This is a genomic window from Knoellia sinensis KCTC 19936 (assembly GCF_000768705.1).
GTDB classification, from domain to species: Bacteria; Actinomycetota; Actinomycetes; order Actinomycetales; family Dermatophilaceae; genus Knoellia; species Knoellia sinensis.
The window spans coordinates 227,703-244,600 of record NZ_AVPJ01000001.1; the positions used below are offsets into that span (position 1 = coordinate 227,703).

At 63.6% G+C, this 16,898-nt stretch carries 13 protein-coding genes; 7 read left to right on the top strand and 6 right to left on the bottom strand.

Going from position 1 to position 16,898, the window contains the following annotated elements:
- Positions 1-85: 85 nt before the first annotated feature.
- The 7 genes from N802_RS20715 (at position 86) to N802_RS19205 (ending at position 8,825) form a co-directional block, all read left to right on the top strand.
- Positions 86-1,168, top strand: coding sequence for a glycosyltransferase family 4 protein (locus tag N802_RS20715; protein WP_035910970.1), 1,083 nt, complete (start codon positions 86-88; stop codon positions 1,166-1,168).
- The gene (locus tag N802_RS20720) at positions 1,153-2,256 is read left to right on the top strand and encodes a glycosyltransferase family 4 protein (RefSeq protein WP_035910973.1); all 1,104 of its coding nucleotides are present in this window, start codon (positions 1,153-1,155) and stop codon (positions 2,254-2,256) included. The genes N802_RS20715 and N802_RS20720 overlap by 16 nt, the downstream gene beginning before the upstream one ends.
- A 113-nt stretch (positions 2,257-2,369) precedes the next feature.
- Entirely contained in the window at positions 2,370-3,176 is an 807-nt protein-coding gene (locus N802_RS01110) for a polysaccharide deacetylase family protein (RefSeq protein ID WP_169743372.1), read from the top strand.
- On the top strand, positions 3,173-5,032 hold the full coding sequence (locus N802_RS19795) for a GNAT family N-acetyltransferase (protein WP_084071749.1): 1,860 nt from the start codon (positions 3,173-3,175) through the stop codon (positions 5,030-5,032). The genes N802_RS01110 and N802_RS19795 overlap by 4 nt, the downstream gene beginning before the upstream one ends.
- A gap of 5 nt (positions 5,033-5,037) precedes the next feature.
- A complete protein-coding gene (locus N802_RS21080) occupies positions 5,038-6,162 on the top strand; it encodes a glycosyltransferase family 4 protein (RefSeq protein ID WP_425402455.1) in 1,125 nt (374 codons plus the stop codon).
- A gap of 13 nt (positions 6,163-6,175) precedes the next feature.
- The gene (locus tag N802_RS01125) at positions 6,176-7,990 is read left to right on the top strand and encodes an ABC transporter ATP-binding protein (RefSeq protein WP_084071751.1); all 1,815 of its coding nucleotides are present in this window, start codon (positions 6,176-6,178) and stop codon (positions 7,988-7,990) included.
- Between the two features lie 13 nt (positions 7,991-8,003).
- A complete protein-coding gene (locus N802_RS19205; RefSeq protein WP_052109270.1) occupies positions 8,004-8,825 on the top strand; it encodes a glycosyltransferase in 822 nt (273 codons plus the stop codon).
- Between the two features lie 39 nt (positions 8,826-8,864).
- Here the strand turns inward: N802_RS19205 and N802_RS01135 are convergent, their stop codons facing one another.
- The 6 genes from N802_RS01135 to N802_RS01155 form a co-directional block, all read right to left on the bottom strand.
- The gene (locus N802_RS01135; RefSeq protein WP_035910985.1) at positions 8,865-9,653 is read right to left on the bottom strand and encodes an FkbM family methyltransferase; all 789 of its coding nucleotides are present in this window, start codon (positions 9,651-9,653) and stop codon (positions 8,865-8,867) included.
- A 302-nt stretch (positions 9,654-9,955) separates the two neighbouring features.
- The gene (locus N802_RS19210; RefSeq protein WP_052109271.1) at positions 9,956-10,831 is read right to left on the bottom strand and encodes a glycosyltransferase; all 876 of its coding nucleotides are present in this window, start codon (positions 10,829-10,831) and stop codon (positions 9,956-9,958) included.
- Positions 10,832-11,112: 281 nt separating this feature from the next.
- Positions 11,113-11,640, bottom strand: coding sequence for an FkbM family methyltransferase (locus N802_RS19805; RefSeq protein WP_169743374.1), 528 nt, complete (start codon positions 11,638-11,640; stop codon positions 11,113-11,115).
- A 453-nt stretch (positions 11,641-12,093) separates the two neighbouring features.
- The gene (tviB, locus tag N802_RS01145) at positions 12,094-13,407 is read right to left on the bottom strand and encodes a Vi polysaccharide biosynthesis UDP-N-acetylglucosamine C-6 dehydrogenase TviB (protein WP_281175111.1); all 1,314 of its coding nucleotides are present in this window, start codon (positions 13,405-13,407) and stop codon (positions 12,094-12,096) included.
- Positions 13,404-15,206 carry a polysaccharide biosynthesis protein gene (locus N802_RS01150; protein WP_052109272.1) on the bottom strand — a complete coding sequence of 601 codons (1,803 nt, stop codon included), beginning with the start codon at positions 15,204-15,206 and terminating at the stop codon, positions 13,404-13,406. Before N802_RS01150 ends, tviB begins: the two co-directional genes overlap by 4 nt.
- Positions 15,207-15,358: 152 nt before the next feature.
- Positions 15,359-16,873, bottom strand: a complete 1,515-nt coding sequence (locus N802_RS01155) for an amidohydrolase (RefSeq protein ID WP_035910991.1) — start codon at positions 16,871-16,873, stop codon at positions 15,359-15,361.
- Positions 16,874-16,898: the final 25 nt, after the last annotated feature.

Sequence of the window (16,898 nt, forward strand, 5' to 3'; positions counted from 1 at the left end):
GATGACAGGATGCTCTGTCGTGACTGCTCCACCGGGGGATCGCCAAGACGGTTCGCTGCGAATCGCGCATTTGACGACCATCGACATGAGTCTGGCCCTGCTCCTCGCGACCGAACTGGAAGTCGATGTCCAAGCGGGCCATCAAGTGTTCGGACTGAGCGCGCCCGGCCCCTACGTCCCACGGGTGTCGGCTCTGGGGGTCACTCACGTGCCACTCCCCCACCTGAGCAGATCGTGGGGCCTCGGTCGAGATGCCCAAGCGTTCCGCGAGCTCGTGCGCACGCTGCGAAGCCTGGAGCTCGACGTCCTTCACACTCACAATCCCAAGACAGGGGTCATGGGCCGCATCGCCGGTCGACTGGCCGGCATCCCAGTCGTGGTCAACACGTGCCACGGACTCTGGGCCCGTCCCGAAGACTCATTGAAGAAGCGAACCTTCGTCTACGGGCTTGAGGGTTTGGCCTGCCGGTTCTCCGACTTTGAACTGTTCCAGAACGCTGACGATCAACACACCCTGCGTCGGGCGCTTCGCCGGGACAGGAGTCTGGTGGTCGGGAACGGGGTTGACCTCACGCGCTTTCAGCCGGACCCGGTCGGACGGGCACGCGTTCGCTCCGAACTCGGTGTCGGCGAACACGAGCTCCTGGTGGGGGGCGTCGGCCGACGCGTCCAGGAGAAAGGAATCTTCGAGTTCGTGGAGATGGCGTCCAATCTCGCCGGAAGGGCGAAGTTCGTCTGGGTCGGGCCCAACGACGGAGAGCAAACACCCACGGACGCCCCAGTCGTGTTTCCTGGTGAACGTGCGGATATGCCGGCGGTGTATTCAGCGTTCGATGTGTTCGTCCTGCCCAGCTACCGCGAAGGCTTTTCGCGGGCGGGCATGGAGGCTGCCGCGTGCGGGCTTCCCATGGTTCTCTCGGACATCCGTGGCTGTCGCGAGGTCGGGACCCACGGTGAACATCTACTCCTCGTGCGGCCAGCGGATCCCGACGCGCTGACCGAGGCGGTGCGCACACTCCTCGAGGACCAGCCGCTCAGAGAGCGGTTGGGTACTTCCGCTAGGACCCGTGCATTGCAGCATTTCGATCAGCGCGAGGTCGCCGCGACCTCGCTGCGCATTTACGAGACGGTCGCGGAGGAGAAGGGAATGACGTGGACGAGCGCCTGACTGTGGTTCACCTCGTGCCGCAGGACTCGTGGCGTGGCGCTCAGGTCTACGCGGGGCGGCTGCGAGACGAACTCGCCGATGACCCTGAACAGCGCCACTTCGCGGTGGCACTGTTTGATGCGCCCGTGGCGGGACTTCGCCCAGACCGGGTTCTCACCGGACGTCCCACCATCCGCCGAAGGTTGGGCCTAGACCCGCTCGCAGTGCTGCGACTCCGGAAGCTACTTGCAGACGAAGGTGCCGATGTCGTCGTCGCCCACGGGGGAGAGCCCCTCAAGTACGCCGTCGCTGCCCGCACGGCAGCCCCCGTGATCTATTATAAGGTCGGTCTGTCGACCGCCGAGCTTTCACGTCGATCGCGGCTCGCCTTCTACAGATTCCTGACGCGACGGGTCACCCTGGGGGTGGCGGTTTCGTCCGCCGTCCACGACCAGCTCCGAGATGTCCTCGGGATGCCGTCCGCGCACCTGCGCATCATTCCGAACGCTCGCGATCCCGAGGTCTACTACCCAGCGGCCACCCCGCCTGGTGGCATACCTCGGCTGATCTGGATCGGCCAGCTCGAGGAAGGCAAGCAACCTGGCCTATTCCTCGACGTTATCGACAGCCTGCAGTCCGCCGGCCTGAAGTTCTCAGCTGACATGATCGGCGACGGCTCCATGCGGCGAGAGATTGAAGGCCGGGCCCGGCACGTGGGTGTCGAACTCCTTGGTGTGAGAGACGACGTCCCGTCTCGCTTGCGTGAGGCGTCGATGTTGGTGACGACAAGCGCGCCTGACACTGAAGGCATGCCCGGAGTATTGATCGAAGCTGGCCTGTCCGGCCTCCCGGTCGTGAGCACTGCGGCTGCGGGCGCGAATGACGTCGTTGCGGCCGGTGAGACAGGCTTCGTCATAGAAAGCGCTGAGGTGAGTGACTTGGCCCAAACGATCACCAAACTCCTGCGGGATCCGGAGCTTCGTCGCACGATGGGTGCACGAGCCCGCGGACGCTGCGTGGCGGGCTTCTCGATCCAAGCTGGAGCCGCACAGTGGCGAGAAACCGTCGAGGGCGGCGCGTTGACGAATAGAAGGGGTGGGCGAGGTTGACATCCCTCTGGACGAGCGTTCCCGGCGCTGTGCGTTCGGCCCTCGCGCGGGTCCCTCAAACGGGACTCGCGATGCGGACGGCATACGCCGCGACAAGTTCGAAACTGCGAATCTTGGGCTTCCACGGAGTCGAGGACTTGGAGCGATTCGGTGTCCTCATCGACGCGATCTGCGACCGTTACCAGCCAGTCGGCGAGAGCGAGGTTGCGGCCGCTCTCATCGACGGTGTTCCCCTGCCCGCACACGCGGTCTGGATCACCTTCGATGACGGGCTGGCGAGCACCTTCGAGGCCGGGCCGTTGTTGGCGGCCCGCCACGTTTCTGCGACGGCGTTCGTGTGCCCCAGGGTCTTGGACGACGGCGGGTGGCTCTGGTTTCAGGCGGCGCAGGCTGCCCTCGACCGAGACGAGTTGATTGATGTCGACGGGACGCCTCTCACCTTGCAGCAGCTCAAGGGCATGGACGACGTTTCCCGGCGGCGTGTGCACGATCGGATTGCGGAGTCTCTGGAGGCCCAGGGGGTGGAATCACCCACACCCGTCACGACAGTGACCCTGGGCGAATGGCTCGACATGGGCCACACCATCGGCAACCACACGTGGGATCACCCTTGCCTCGACAAGTGCTCGCCCAGCTCCCAGGTCGATCAAATGCGGCGTGCACACCGAGCCCTCGCCGAGCGCGGCTTTCGCCCTCGCTTCTTCGCCTATCCCAACGGGAACTGGACTCCTGAGGCTGCGGCCGAGGCGGAGGCTCTCGGATACGTCGGGTCACTCCTTTTCGATCACCGGCTTTCGTCTGTTAGTGGCGACCCTCATCGCATCTCTCGCCTTCGTATCGACAGCGACGCAACGCTCGACCGCACTTTGAGCATCCTGTCCGGGGCGCACTCCGCCGCCTTCCAGGTCGTGGCGCGGTGAGCAAGATTGGACCCACGGGTAGGTCGGATGGTGCTGCCCCCGGCCCCAATGAGCTCGCCTTTGAGTCTGAGGACCGAGTCGCAACCTATGCGGAACTTGATGGCCTGACCGCGGCGGAAAAGACCTTGGTCGAGAGATGGATCCCGCAGGGCTCGACCGTCCTGGACCTCGGTGTGGGAACCGGTCGAACTGTCGACGCCCTTCGCTCTCGCGCCAGCTCGTACGTCGGGCTCGACTACTCACAGGCCATGGTGCGCGCTGCCAAGGCTCGGTTTCCCCTCGCAGATATCGTCGAGGGCGACGCGGCCGATCTGACGATGTTTGCGACCCATAGTTTCGATTCCGTCATGTTCTCGTACAACGGTCTTGACTATCTCGAGCCGCTGGAGCGGCGCGTCCAAGCCCTATCTGAGGTGCGGAGAGTCCTGCGACCTGGTGGCACGTTCATCATGTCGACGCATAATCCCCGCGCGCTGATTCGCCGAGGACCAGACGAGGGATCGCGACTTAGGCAGGTAGCGGTCGCCGGGGCCATGACAATGAATGCTGTTCGCGCTCGCGGGCTGGCCCCGGCAACGCTCTCAGGAGCGGGATATCACTCCGACCACGTGCAGGGCCTCCGGACGTATTTCGCAACGCCAAAACGGCTCGTGCAAGAACTCCGTGATGCCGGGTTCCTCCTGCTCGATATCGCTGGCTCGGAGCACCCGGAAGATCTGAGAACGTGGCGCACCCCATGGACCTATGTTGTCGCCACTCCACGCCCTACTGATCTCGTGACCAGCATCGAACCCTTCCCGGAGGATGAATCATCACTCGCCGTTTCTTGGGATGATCTCGTACGACAGGTGGGTTGCAGTCCCTTCCAAGCCCGAGCATGGGTCAAGGCTTGGCAAGCAACCCTTGCACCGTCGCAACCCATCCAGACTGTCGTCGCAAAGCAAGGTGCCGTGGTGGTAGGGGTCATGCCGGTCGCTCAGTTGACTCGTCCCCTGCACCGGAGAGCGCCGCTCCCCCTGACGTACGTAGGATTTGCGGGCAGTGGCCTGGGTGCCGCCGATCACCTGGGCCCGCTAGCCACTGACCCAAGTGTCGCTGCCGCACTGGTCGAGCGAACAGTCGCCGAGTTCGGCGCCAGCCCGCTCCTGTTGGAAAGCGTTGCACCTGCCTTGGAGCACGTGGTTGCTGCAAACCTTGGCGGTCGTGTGGTGGCGCAGACGCCCTGCCCGGTCAACGTGCGGGAACCTAGTGCGAGCTTCAAGGACGCGTGGTCTGCAAAAACTCGCAAGAACGCGCGTCGCCGAGCGCGACTCTTGTCCAAGGAAGGGATCACCGCACACTGGACAGCCCCAGGCCCGGGCTTTGCGGGAGCGCTTCAAGATCTTCGGGACCTCCACGGGGAGCGATGGGCCGCACGTGGAGAACCGGGACTTTTCGCGGCCGACCGGGCTGATCTTCTTGTCACATATGCTGACTTGTCTCGCCCCGAGGAGGGCCCATGGATCCTCACGCTACGACGTGAGAACAAGCCCGTGGCGGCACTCCTGGGTATTCGTTTTCTCGACTCGTTCAGTGTTTACAAGACGGGTTGGTCCCCAGAGGGAGCACAACTCGGACTGGGAATGGCACTCGGGCAGGAGGCCATGCAATGGGCCGAGCAACAGGGGCTCCATCGCTTCGACTACCTTCGTGGGCCGGGGTCCCACAAATCCGAACTCGGCTGCCTTCCTCAAACGGACGTGAGCTTCTTGCGAGAATCGACCGTGTCGGGGCAATTGATCCGTCTTCGGGAAGAGGAACAGCACCCTGTGCGTAGCGTTGCCCGCTGGATCATCAAAGGGGTGCGTCCGTCGTGAGGGTCATGTACGTCACGCCTGGACTCGGCGGGAGCGGGGGCGCCGAGCGTTCCCTTGCGGCGTTGGCACCGCATTGGAAAGGACAGGTAGACCTCCATATTGTGACGCTGAGCGAGCGGTCAGGCCTCGAACCAGCACTCCGCGAGTCGGGGGCCGAGGTAACTCAACTGGCCGAACGAAGTCTGCTGGGCCGCATTCGTCGACTGCACAAGCTCATCCGTGAGACCGAACCGGACCTGGTGCACTCAGTCCTTTTCGACGCAGACTTAGTTGCACGGATCGCGGCACGGTTAGGCGGCGTTCCATGTAGTACAAGCCTAGTCAACGTCAACTACGGGCGGGAACACCTGCAGGCGCCGGGTCGCAAGGCGTGGAAGGTTCGCGGAGCGCAAGCACTTGATGCCGTCACGGCTCGATCCGTGGTGCGATTCCATGCGCTAACCCACGAAGTTGCCTCGGTCATGGGCAAACGATTGTGGTTGGACCCAGGAAGGGTCGAAGTCATTCCGCGAGGGAGGGACCGAAGCGACGTGGGCAGCTTCTCCGCGAGCCGGCGCAACCGCGTCCGCAACGTGCTGGGCGTGGGCGACCGTCCTCTAGTGGTGGCTGCTGCCCGGCACGAGTGGCAGAAGGGGCTAGATCTGCTTCTGAGAGCCTGGCCCGGGATCTCGGCGGCACACCCAGATGCCGTGCTCCTCATCGGGGGTCGAGAGGGCCAGACGACTGAGCACTTGCACACCTTGGCAACCCAGGTAGGCCTTGACCCTGCCACCGTGTTCTTGGGCAGTCGCAACGACATTCCCGACCTCATGTGCGCAGCCGATGCCTTCTGTGTTCCTTCACGCTGGGAGGGTCTAGGGTCGATCCTCATTGAGGCGATGGCGCTGGGAGCCCCTGTCGTGGCCTCCGACCTCCCCCCCTTTCGAGAACTGGATCCGCGGGGTGGATGGATAACGTACTTCGAGCGCGACAACACAAAGGACCTTGCCAGGCAGATCGCAGTCACCTTGGCCCGGACGAACGGTCAGCAACGTCGGGCCACTGCGAGCGACAGTTTCGAATCGACCTACCGGGCGGATCTGATTGCCGCGCGCATGGTCGAATTCTTTGAGGCGGCTTTGGAAGTATGAGGAGTGGAGTCAAGTGAAGGGCAAAAAGACCTCGGCCGAAGGATGGGCCATACTACGGGCCATTCTACGGCGGCACATCGCCGCCCTGATCGCGCTGAGCGTCGTCTCCCTGATCGGGGCTGTCTTCGAGGCACTCTTCCTCGTCGCATTGACCGGGCTGGGTATGGCACTGGTTTCCGGTGCGACAACGGTCGGTCCAATGTGGGGACAATCGCTCTCGCTAGGTAGCGCACTCGCGGCTGCCGCGGCATTCCTCTTGGGGAGAACGGCCATGGTCGTGATCGGCGCATGGAGCACCGCTCGGCTCAACGCGGCCGTGACACGGGAGGAGCGTGCCCGTCTCGCCCACTCCTATCTTGCAACCGGTTGGGCTATTCAACATAATGAGCCCGCGGGTCGGCTTCAAGAATTGCTCACGACGTTCATCAACCGCGTCACTCTGGCGGTCAATGCACTGAATCAGGCCGTGGTGGCCGCCGTCAGTTTGACCGCCTTTCTCGTCGCCGGCTTGCTCGTCGATGCCATCGCAACCGCGGCTGCTCTCGGGGCATTGGCCCTCATTGCCCTAGGTCTGATCCCCCTGCGGCGGCGGATCAGATCAGGGGCAGTAGCTTCTGCGAAGAGCAATCTCAACTTTGCCGGGTCCATTTCGGAGTTGGGCGCACTGGCAATGGAGATGCATACTTTCGGCGTTCGTAAACGCTTCGTCGAGCGCATCGATCGAGACAGCGATGTCACCGTGGAGACTCAGCGCCGAGTTAACTTCCTCACCTACGCCTTGGCGCCAATATACGTTTCAATCGCGTACTCGGCACTGCTCGTCGGGGTCGGCGCATTTGCCCTCGTGGGAAGTGGAGAGTTGGCTGTAATTGGCGCCGTTCTGCTTTTGATGCTGCGCGCCCTCGCGTACGGTCAGCAACTCACTGCATCGATGGGAGCGCTTGCATCCCACCTTCCATTCCTCGACTCAATCACCTCCACGACCTCCTTCTACGAAAACCACGCAGACCTCTCAGGAACCGAGCAACCACAGCACGCAACGCCGCTCGAAGTCGTCAATCTCTCGTACGAGTACGCGCCGGGGAAGAACGCCCTTCAGGGTGCGACGTTCCGCGTTGAACGCGGAGAAGCGGTCGGGATTGTGGGACCCTCTGGCGCAGGCAAGTCGACGCTTGCTCAATTACTGCTTGGTGTACGCCGCCCCACCCACGGTGAGCTGCTCGTGAGTGGGACTCCACTCAACGACATAGACCACGCATGGTGGGCAAAGCGCGTTACGTTTGTGCCTCAAGATGCGCGACTTCTGACTGGCAGTGCGGCCGAGAACATCCGGTTCTTTCGCGACCACATTGACGACGCCGCCGTGAGGGACGCAGCCGCGAAGGCGCACATACTGGACGACCTAGAGAAACTGCCGCAGGGCCTTGATAGTCATCTCGGCGAGCGGGGTGGTCGGCTCTCAGGTGGACAACGACAACGACTTGCCATTGCGCGCGCCTTGGCCGGCCGACCAGAGATCCTCATCCTGGATGAGCCGACATCTTCGTTGGATGCCGTCAGTGAGCGACTCATTCGTCAGACGCTGTCCGAGCTGAAGGGCGAGACGACAATCCTGATCATCGCTCATCGCCTCTCAACGTTAAAATTCTGCGACAGGATCATGGTGGTCGAGCGAGGAAAGATCACCTCTCTTGGCGCTCCGCAAACCGTCCAGAAGGAAAGTCCATTCTTCCGCCGTTCCATCGACTCTTTGGACACGGACCTGCCGCTTGGATTTGAGTCGATTGCTGTTTCGTCACAAGAAGAAGGCACGGCAATTGATTCCTGACTTTTCCGTCATTATGCCCACGTACAACCGGCAGGTGCTCCTCCAGCAGTCCATCGAGTCGGTCATAGCGCAGAGCCATCAAAACTGGGAGCTCATCGTGATCGACGATGCAAGCCCCGTACCGCCGGTTATCGCTGACGACCCACGAATCCGCCTCATCCGCGGCGAATCCAACAGCGGTTTCGCTGCGTGCGCCAACATGGGGCTCGGCCTTGCGCGGGGCCGTTACGTCACATTCCTGGCCGACGATGACATGTGGACTCGCGACCGCTTGAGAAACGCCCTGGCCGCGCATAGTGAGGCCGACGTTGTCTGGTGCGCCACGATCGAACTCGGTGCCAGGGCCGTCTCGCCCACCAAACCTCCGTCAACTAGGCCGATCACACTGAATTCAGTCAACCGCGAACTCCCTGAAACCATGGGCGCAGTATCCCTCCCCCGAGAAATATGCCCCCTGCTGGACCCAGAATTCCGCGCATGCGAAGACATCGATTGGGGCATCCGGTTGCGGCGGGAGCACCCCAACGAGGTACACCTCTCGAGTTCGGACTTTTTGTGGCGTAAGCACAATGGCCCCCGGCATCTAAACGGCACCGAGGTCCGCATTCAAGCATCTGAGGTGCTTCTTAGGCGGCACCCCGAATTCTACGCCCAGAATCCAGCAATCCACGCGTTCCGCTGGTACCGCATCGCGCTCATGCAAACCTCAATGGGCAAGCATCGAGTCGCAATACGATCCGCACTCACGTCCTTCCGGGTCAAGCCAAGCAAAGGCGCCATCGCCCTCATTTTTCGATTGGCACTCGCTCAGGCCCGATGGCCATTCCTGCGTTGAACCTTCGGCTGGCCGCACTTCGCTTCGCAACAAGCCCACTCATCTGCCAGGTCCAGGTTCCGAAAGCAACCCTTGAGCCGCTTCGGCGTGAGCCGGTGGAATCGCAAGATAGTTCGCCTGTCGCATCTCGAAGTCAAATGTCTGGAAGTTGACAGGCACAAACCGCGCCCGCCCATTACCGGCGACAGGCATTGAGAAGCCGCGACCGACCAGGTGGCTCGCCACCTGGGTAGCAGACGTCCCAGCACGACGCAGCAGATGTGGAGTCAGCTCGATGAGGATAACGGGGGGCGAGTCCAACCTCAGGATCTCCGACATGCCCTCGAGCGCCGCCATCTCGAACCCCTCAACATCTACCTTGATCAACCGTGGAGTACAGGGCAGGTCACGAGGAACCACGGGGACGACCTCGACCTCCTCGGTCGCTGCACTGCCTGCGGCACCCAACACGAGAGTGTTGCTCACATCGCCACTCGAGGTTATTGGGGCCAAGCCACGCGCAGCACCGACCGCGACCTGACGAACATCGATGATCGACCCCAAGCGGTTGATCTCGACGTTCTCACGGAGCCGATGAGCCGTCATCGCCACAGGCTCATAACTGATGACACGTCCAGATGGCCCCACAACGGACGCCGCCAACAATGAGTACGTACCGATGTTTGCACCGCAGTCTACGAAACAATCACCGGGCTTCAGGAAACCGCTGACGAAACCCATCTCGGCGGGGTCGAAGTAGTCCGTGAAATAGATGACGTTCGATGCAGAGTTGCTTCGCGGGTAAGCCAGGAGAAGCAGGTCCCCGTAGACCTTCAGGGTCCGCGGCAACGAACTCCGCCGTGAAGCCAGTTGCCACTCGACGCTTCGACGCACCGCGGAAATGCGTGCGCCCCGGTTGGCTGGATGCGAGATGATTTGACGCAGGACTGAGGCAGCGCGCAATGGCGGCAGTCCCCTTACGCGCCGACGCACCTTGAGTGGCCATGGAGGATCGGAGGTCACCGGGTAATTCTCTCGCAAAGCTGCCCGGCCCGGGGCCAGTCTCGCCTATTCGTTTCTTGCCAACCGAAGCAGCTGTTGGCGTCGGGAGCGAGGCTCCCATCGGCAGCCTGAGACCGTGAGTCTTAGCCTTAATTCTGATTGAAGGAGTGAAACTCCCCCGGAGGTACAGTGCGCCCCATCCGATTCAGGAGAGCGTCACGAAGACCCGCCGCAGTTGCGACAGGGCTCGACCAATGCTGCCGCCGGACGTCGGACACCGTAAACTTGACAAAGCGGAGCGTGGTGCCAATCAGGAACCGCACGTCACGAGTTTCTATTGCCCACCGGAATTGATTTCGCACCAAGTAGTAGCGGCGCCACGGATTCTTTGGACCTGTGGCCGACGAACCGAGATGCCCACGCTCAATCGGTTCGTGCTCGAGGACAGCAACCTTGAATCCCGCGCGGCGAATTCGCCATGACAGATCGATATCCTCGAACATCATGAACCAACGCCGGTCGGGCGATCCTGCCAGCAGCGCGGCCGGATCGAGGAGCAGCGCCCCGTCGACGAGGGAGAATTCCACCTCCCTCGCTCCAGCAACGATTTCATCACACTCAGCCTGGGCCATCGCAGCGCTCAAATGTTTGATGTTTCCGTATCGGAGTAGACCCCCCTGCAGGCCAATTAGTCCAAGGCTCGCCCCAGACCGATCGACAACATCGAGAAGAGAGGCCAAGGCCAAGGGCAACGGAGCACTATCGTCATCCAGGAGCCAGAACATGTCATGCCCAGACCGGCGGGCAGTGGCGATCCCGAGAGCAAGTCCCGAGGCGTATCCGCCGTTATCTGGGGCCCGTAGATAGACGACATCGGATCTGACCTCGAAACGTTGCCGGGTCTCATCCGTGCTGGCGTTATCCACCACGTACACCGCGTCGGGTGGTCTCGTCTGCGCCAGCAAAGCCCCTACTCCGTGCTCCAGCACGTCCGCGCGGTTGAACGTGACGACAATTGCGGCCACAGATGAGCGTCCCACGTTGGCTCCTGATTGTTTGGTAGGCGAATGCAGCGGACAGGCTCACGCGTGGGCCACCATGTGGCCTGAAGAAGCTTGGGCAGCTCGTGGGACGACCTCGGTAAACTGTCTGGCAACGGCGGATGTCTTGATGGAGAATCGAGAACTGGTCGTTTGCTTCAGCGATCAAGGTCAACGCCCACCGCATTGCCTTCCGGACGTAGATCCAACATCGGACAGCGCCTGGGTGAGTGTGATTGAGAATCACACCCCGATGGCGACCTGGATCATCGCGCCACAAACGTGTCTTCGCCCTTCACTGCACGTAGGGAGAATGCCGTCGTGGCACGGTGAAAGATCGCTGAACAATCAGGAACAAATCGATCATGCAACTCAATTACAATGGAATCTACGCGCTCGATCCAGGCTGACGGATTGCGAAACACTTCACTCTCACCGCCTTCGATATCCACCTTAAGAATGGATATTCTGTCAATGTCAAATTCCCGAATCAGATCGCTAAGAGTAATCGCCGACACGACTTTCCCATCGATGGCCTGGTCTTCAGCAGCAGACCGAACGCGCATGGCCCAAGCGCCCGAGCCCGGGTCTACGAGGTCAACTACGCCAGTAGTCGACCAGAGTGCGGCCCGAACGCGAATAATTCGCTGGCCATAGCGCTGCGTGTTTCTCTCTAAGATCTCAAAGTTGCCATCGTCGGGTTCGATGGCAATGATCCTCGCATCTGGGAATCTCTCTGCAAAGTAGACGCTGGCCAACCCCGTGTTCGCGCCAGCATCGACAATCCAGTCCACGGTTCGGTGCGTTGCAAACGGAAATTCGTATCCACGATCACAAAGGACGTGGCAAAGCGTTCGCAGGTCCGTATTTCCACGCCGAATGAGTACTGCCGGGTAGTTGCCGAATGTTACAGATTTCAAACCCCTTGCGCCGGGCCTGTCGAGCCAGCCGTACCAACTCCCCCGCACACTTCCGAAATGGCGGCGGTAGCGGCGCGCGCGCCGCCTCATCTCTCTGATTCCAGGGACCACTTTGAAGATGGGGGGGCGTGAGCTAGCCATTGTGCGCCTTCCCGCTACCACGGGGGCCCCTGCCGACAGCTGCCGCGGGCCTCAGCGCGTAGGGGCCCCGTCCTCCACGGACATAGTCGGGCTCCGGAAACGTCGCACACCCCCGGCAGCCGACCTGCGCGATCGTCGCTTCGCTTGCTCCGCCGCCCCCCGATGAGTAAGGACAAAGCATGCCGTTCACAACCGGAGGTCGGAGTCGGACTTGTCGAGGACGTACTTGAGGTCGTAGAGGACGTGCCCCTCGGGGTCCCCGAACGCGCGGATGCGTTCAGCACCCATCTCGACGAACTCCCGGTGCGCCACCGCAACGACGACCGCGGCATACGAGCCCAGCTCCGGCGACTCGACCAGGTCGATCCCATAGTGCAGACGCGCCTCATCCGCCCGCGCCCACGGGTCGTGAACGTCGACGGCGATCTCGTACTCCGCCAACTCCCGCAGGATGTCGACCACGTGCGAGTTGCGCAGGTCCGGGGTGTTCTCCTTGAACGTCAGCCCCAGCACCAGCACCCGCGCCCCGCGCACACCGATGCCCTCCTTCGTCATGCGCTTCACCAACTGCGACGCGACATAGGAACCCATCGAGTCGTTGAGCCGGCGCCCCGCCAAGATGATCTCGGGGTGGTAACCCACAGCCTGCGCCTTGTGCGTCAGGTAGTAGGGATCGACACCAATGCAGTGCCCACCGACCAGCCCTGGCCGGAACCCGAGGAAGTTCCACTTCGACCCGGCCGCCCTGAGCACCTCCTCCGTGTCGATGTCCAGACGATTGAAGAGGATCGCCAGCTCGTTGATCAGAGCGATGTTCACATCGCGCTGAGTGTTCTCGATGACCTTGGCGGCCTCGGCGACCCGGATCGACGACGCGCGGTGCGTCCCCGCGGTGATGACCGACGAATAGAGCGCATCCACGAAGTCAGCAGCCGCAGGCGTCGACCCGGACGTGACCTTCACGATCGTCGGGAGTCGGTGCTCTTTGTCGCCAGGGTTGATCCGCTCGGGGCTGTAGCCGACGAAGAAGTCCTCATTGAAGCGCAGCCCCGACAACTCCTCGAGGACCGGAACGCACTGCTCCTCGGTCGCTCCCGGATAGACCGTCGACTCATAGACGACGACATCGCCGCGCGACAGCACGCGAGCGATCGTCTCGGTCGCCGACAGGACCGGCGTGAGGTCCGGCTGCTTGGCCGCATCGATCGGCGTCGGCGTCGTGACGATGTAGACGTTGCAGTCGGCGATGTCGTCAGCGTCCTCGGTGAAGGACAGTCGCGACGCCGAGGCCAGTTCCTCCGTGCTCACTTCGAGCGTGAGGTCCGAACCCGTCGACAGCTCCTTGACGCGCGTGCCGTTGATATCGAAGCCGACGACGCCACAGACCTTGGCGAACTCCACGGCGAGCGGCAGGCCGACATACCCCAACCCGATCACGGCGAGCCGCACACCACCCGGAACCGCCGGGAACAGTGTCACGCCGGTTCCGTCCAGCGTCACGAGGCCGCCCTCTCGCCAGCGTCCGCCCGCGCCGGCGCTTCGATTCCGAAGGAAGCCAGGTCGAGTTCCACTCGCTCGCCAGCCCTCAGGTCGGCCGGCTCGAGCTGCGGCACCGACACCTGGGTGATCAACTCGTGGCCCGTCTCGCGTCCCCGCTCGGACTCACTGAGCAACACCTCGTGCAACTTCTCGCCCTCCCGAAGTCCGCTGTAGACCACTTCAATCGACTTGCCCGACTCCGCGATGAGGCGCTGCGCCACGTCCACGATCCGAACCGGCTCCCCCATGTCGAGAACGAGCACGTCACCGGGGTGGCCGATCACGGCCGCCTGGAGCACCAACTCGCAGGCCTCCGGAATCGTCATGAAATAGCGCGTGACGTCGGGGTCCGTCACGGTCACCGGCCCACCCCGCTCGATCTGAGCCCGGAACGTGTCGAGCACAGAGCCACGCGAGCCGAGAACGTTGCCGAAGCGGACCGAGAGGTACGTGAGTCCGGTGTCGGCGGCATACCAAGCAGTGAGTCGCTCGGCGAGCCGCTTCGTCTGGCCGAGGACGGACGTCGCGTCGGCCGCCTTGTCGGTCGAGATGTTGACGAAGTGCTGCACCCCGGCCCTCGCTGCGCACTCGAGCACGTTGAGCGACCCCAGAACGTTCGTCTTCCACCCCTCCTCGGGGAAGCGCTCGAGCATCGGCAGGTGCTTGAGCGCCGCAGCGTGGAAGACGACCTCGGGAGCAAGCCGCTGGAAGACCGCACAGACGGCGTCCTTGTCGCGGATGTCGCACAGCACCGTGTCGTCGGTGTCGAGCAGCCCGTCGCCGTCGAGCGACAGCTTCGTCGCGTGGAGCGCCGACTCGTCACGGTCGAGCAGGATCAGCTTCGCCGGCCCCAGACGGCGCACCTGCCGAGCCAACTCCGAGCCGATCGACCCGCCCGCGCCGGTGACGAGGACGACCTTGCCCGCGACGTGGTCTGCGATGTCGGACAGGTCGGTCTCGATCGGGCGTCGGCCCAGGAGGTCAGCGACGTTGAAGGCGCGGAGCTTGTCGAGCTCGACACGCCCGGAGATCATCTCGCGCACCGGCGGGACGACGACGAGCTCGAGACCGGCCTCGGTGCACCGGTCAGCCACATCCTGGATGAGTTGCGGATCGGCCTGGGTGATGGCGAGCACGACGACCTCGGCTCCGGACTCCTGCGCGACCCGAACGAGGTCTCTCCCCCGTCCGAGCACGCGGTAGCCCCGCACGCGCAGATAACGCAAGCTCGGGTCGTCGTCGATGAAGCCGACGATCGAGTAGGGCGCGTCATCCGCCGAGTCGATCAGGGCCGCAAGCTGGTCGCCGGCGTCCCCCGCGCCATAGACGAGCGCGGGCGCCCCCGCGCCCAGACTCCCCCGACGACGGTCGCGCGCCGTCCGGAAGACCCAGCGCCCGGCCGCCATGAACAGGATGGCGAGCATGGGCATGACAAAGGCGAGCCCACGTGAGAACACGGGCGCGGTGAGGAAGCCGACGACACCCAGCACGATGCTGATGCCCAGGACGATCTGGGCCAGCGCGCTCACTTCCGCAAAGCTGCCGACCTTGGATCGCCCGAGGTAGAGGTGCGTGTAGAGCCCGGCGATGACCTGCAGCACCATCGCCGCAGCCACATAGCTGAGCGAGATGGCCCACATCCGCTCGGACAGCGTGAACTCGTGACGGACGAGGGTGAACCCGACCAGCGCCAGCAACCAGCTGACGGCATCCCACCCGATCATGAGCGATCGTCTGGCAACGATCTGCGACCTCGACATCCAGCACCCCTGAGAACACCGCGAACTCGTCGAAAACCGACGATGGCCAACACCCTATGGGGCCGTCGCGTGCGCTATGGGCGTTTTCAACAAGTCCACCCTCCCGGACCATGGCACCGACAGCAGGGCCACACGCGCATGGCCCGAATGGGTCAGGCCTCGTAGTGAGCCATTCGGCCCGCCACCACAGTCATCCCGACGTGCATCGAGCGGAGATGCTCGGCAGCCTCCGCACCCGCTTCACCCCCCGCGAACGGAGACTCGTCCAGCAGCACGAGGTCCGCCACGGACCCCTGCCCCACAGTCCCCGCGCCATCGACGCTCGCCGCGAGCGCCTGGGCGACGGTGAGATGCTCCCTCGCGTTCCACTCCTCGCGCTCGTCGCCCGTGCGATGCACGGCAGCAGCCATCGCCTCCCACGGATCGAGCGGCGCCACCGGCGCATCCGACCCCATGGCCAGCACGACCCCCGCATCGATCATCGACCGCAGCGGGAAGCACCGGTCCTCGCGGTCCGGCCAGCACTGGTGCGTCACGTCCCGATCGTCCAGGAGGTGGGCCGGCTGAACGCTCGCCACGACGCCAAGGCGCCCCATGCGATCCACATCGGACATCGTCATCAACTGGGCATGCTCGATCGATCCGCGAGCTCCGGAGTGCGAGAACGCATCCAACGCGATACCCACAGCCGCGTCCCCAATCGCGTGGACGGCGACGTCGAGGCCGTTCCCCGTCGCCAATCGCAACAGCTCCTCGAGTTCCTCCGGGCTGTTGTTCGCCCGCCCCCGCGGGAACTCCAGCACGTCGTCACCCACGTAGGGCTCGTGGCAATAGGCCGTGCGTGTGTTGAGCGACCCGTCGCTGATGATCTTGAGAGGCCCCATGGTGATGAGCCCGGCCTCGTCGAGGACCTGGCCACTGCGGCGGCCGGCGGCGATCGCGTCGGCCAGCCCCGCGGCATACGTCGCCGTGCGGACCCGGACAACGGCGAGACCGGAGTCGGACCGCTCGACCCATTCGGTCGCGTTGTCGGCCCACTCCATCTCGCGGATGCCGACGACGCCGCGCCGCACGGCGGCGTCCAAGACCTTTGCGTATGCCGTCCGCTTGCCTTCCACGGTCGTCGTGAGTTCGTCGAGGCGCGCGAAGACGGGGAACCAGTCGTTCTCCTCGACGACGGTGTCTCGCGGAGGGACGTCGAGGAGCCGGAGCGCGGCCGAGTTGAGCCAGCCGTGGTGGGCGTCGCCACTGATGAGGACGACGGGCATGTCGCCGCTCACGGCGTCGAGTTCGGCGACCGTCGGTTGCCGGTCCCAGGCCGCGCTGCGGTGACCGAAGCCCTGCAGGACCGTGTCGGGGGCGCCATCGCGGCGGGCACCGACTTCGGCGGCGACCAGGCGGGTGACCTCGTCGGGGCTCCCGGCGTGTGACAGGTCCAACCGGGTCGCCGTCGCCGCCCACTGGCCCAAGTGCACGTGCTGGTCCCAGAGGCCGGGCATGACCCACCGGCCGTGCGCCTCGAGCACTTCGTCGCTCCCGTCGAGCGGCAGGGTCGGCGCGATGTCGGCAACGCGGTCGCCGACGATCCGCACATCGACCGGACCGTCTGGGATGGGGCTGTTCCGGATCGGCACGACACGCGCCTGACGGATGACCAACGAACTCACCCCGTGATCCTAAGGAGTGCAGGGC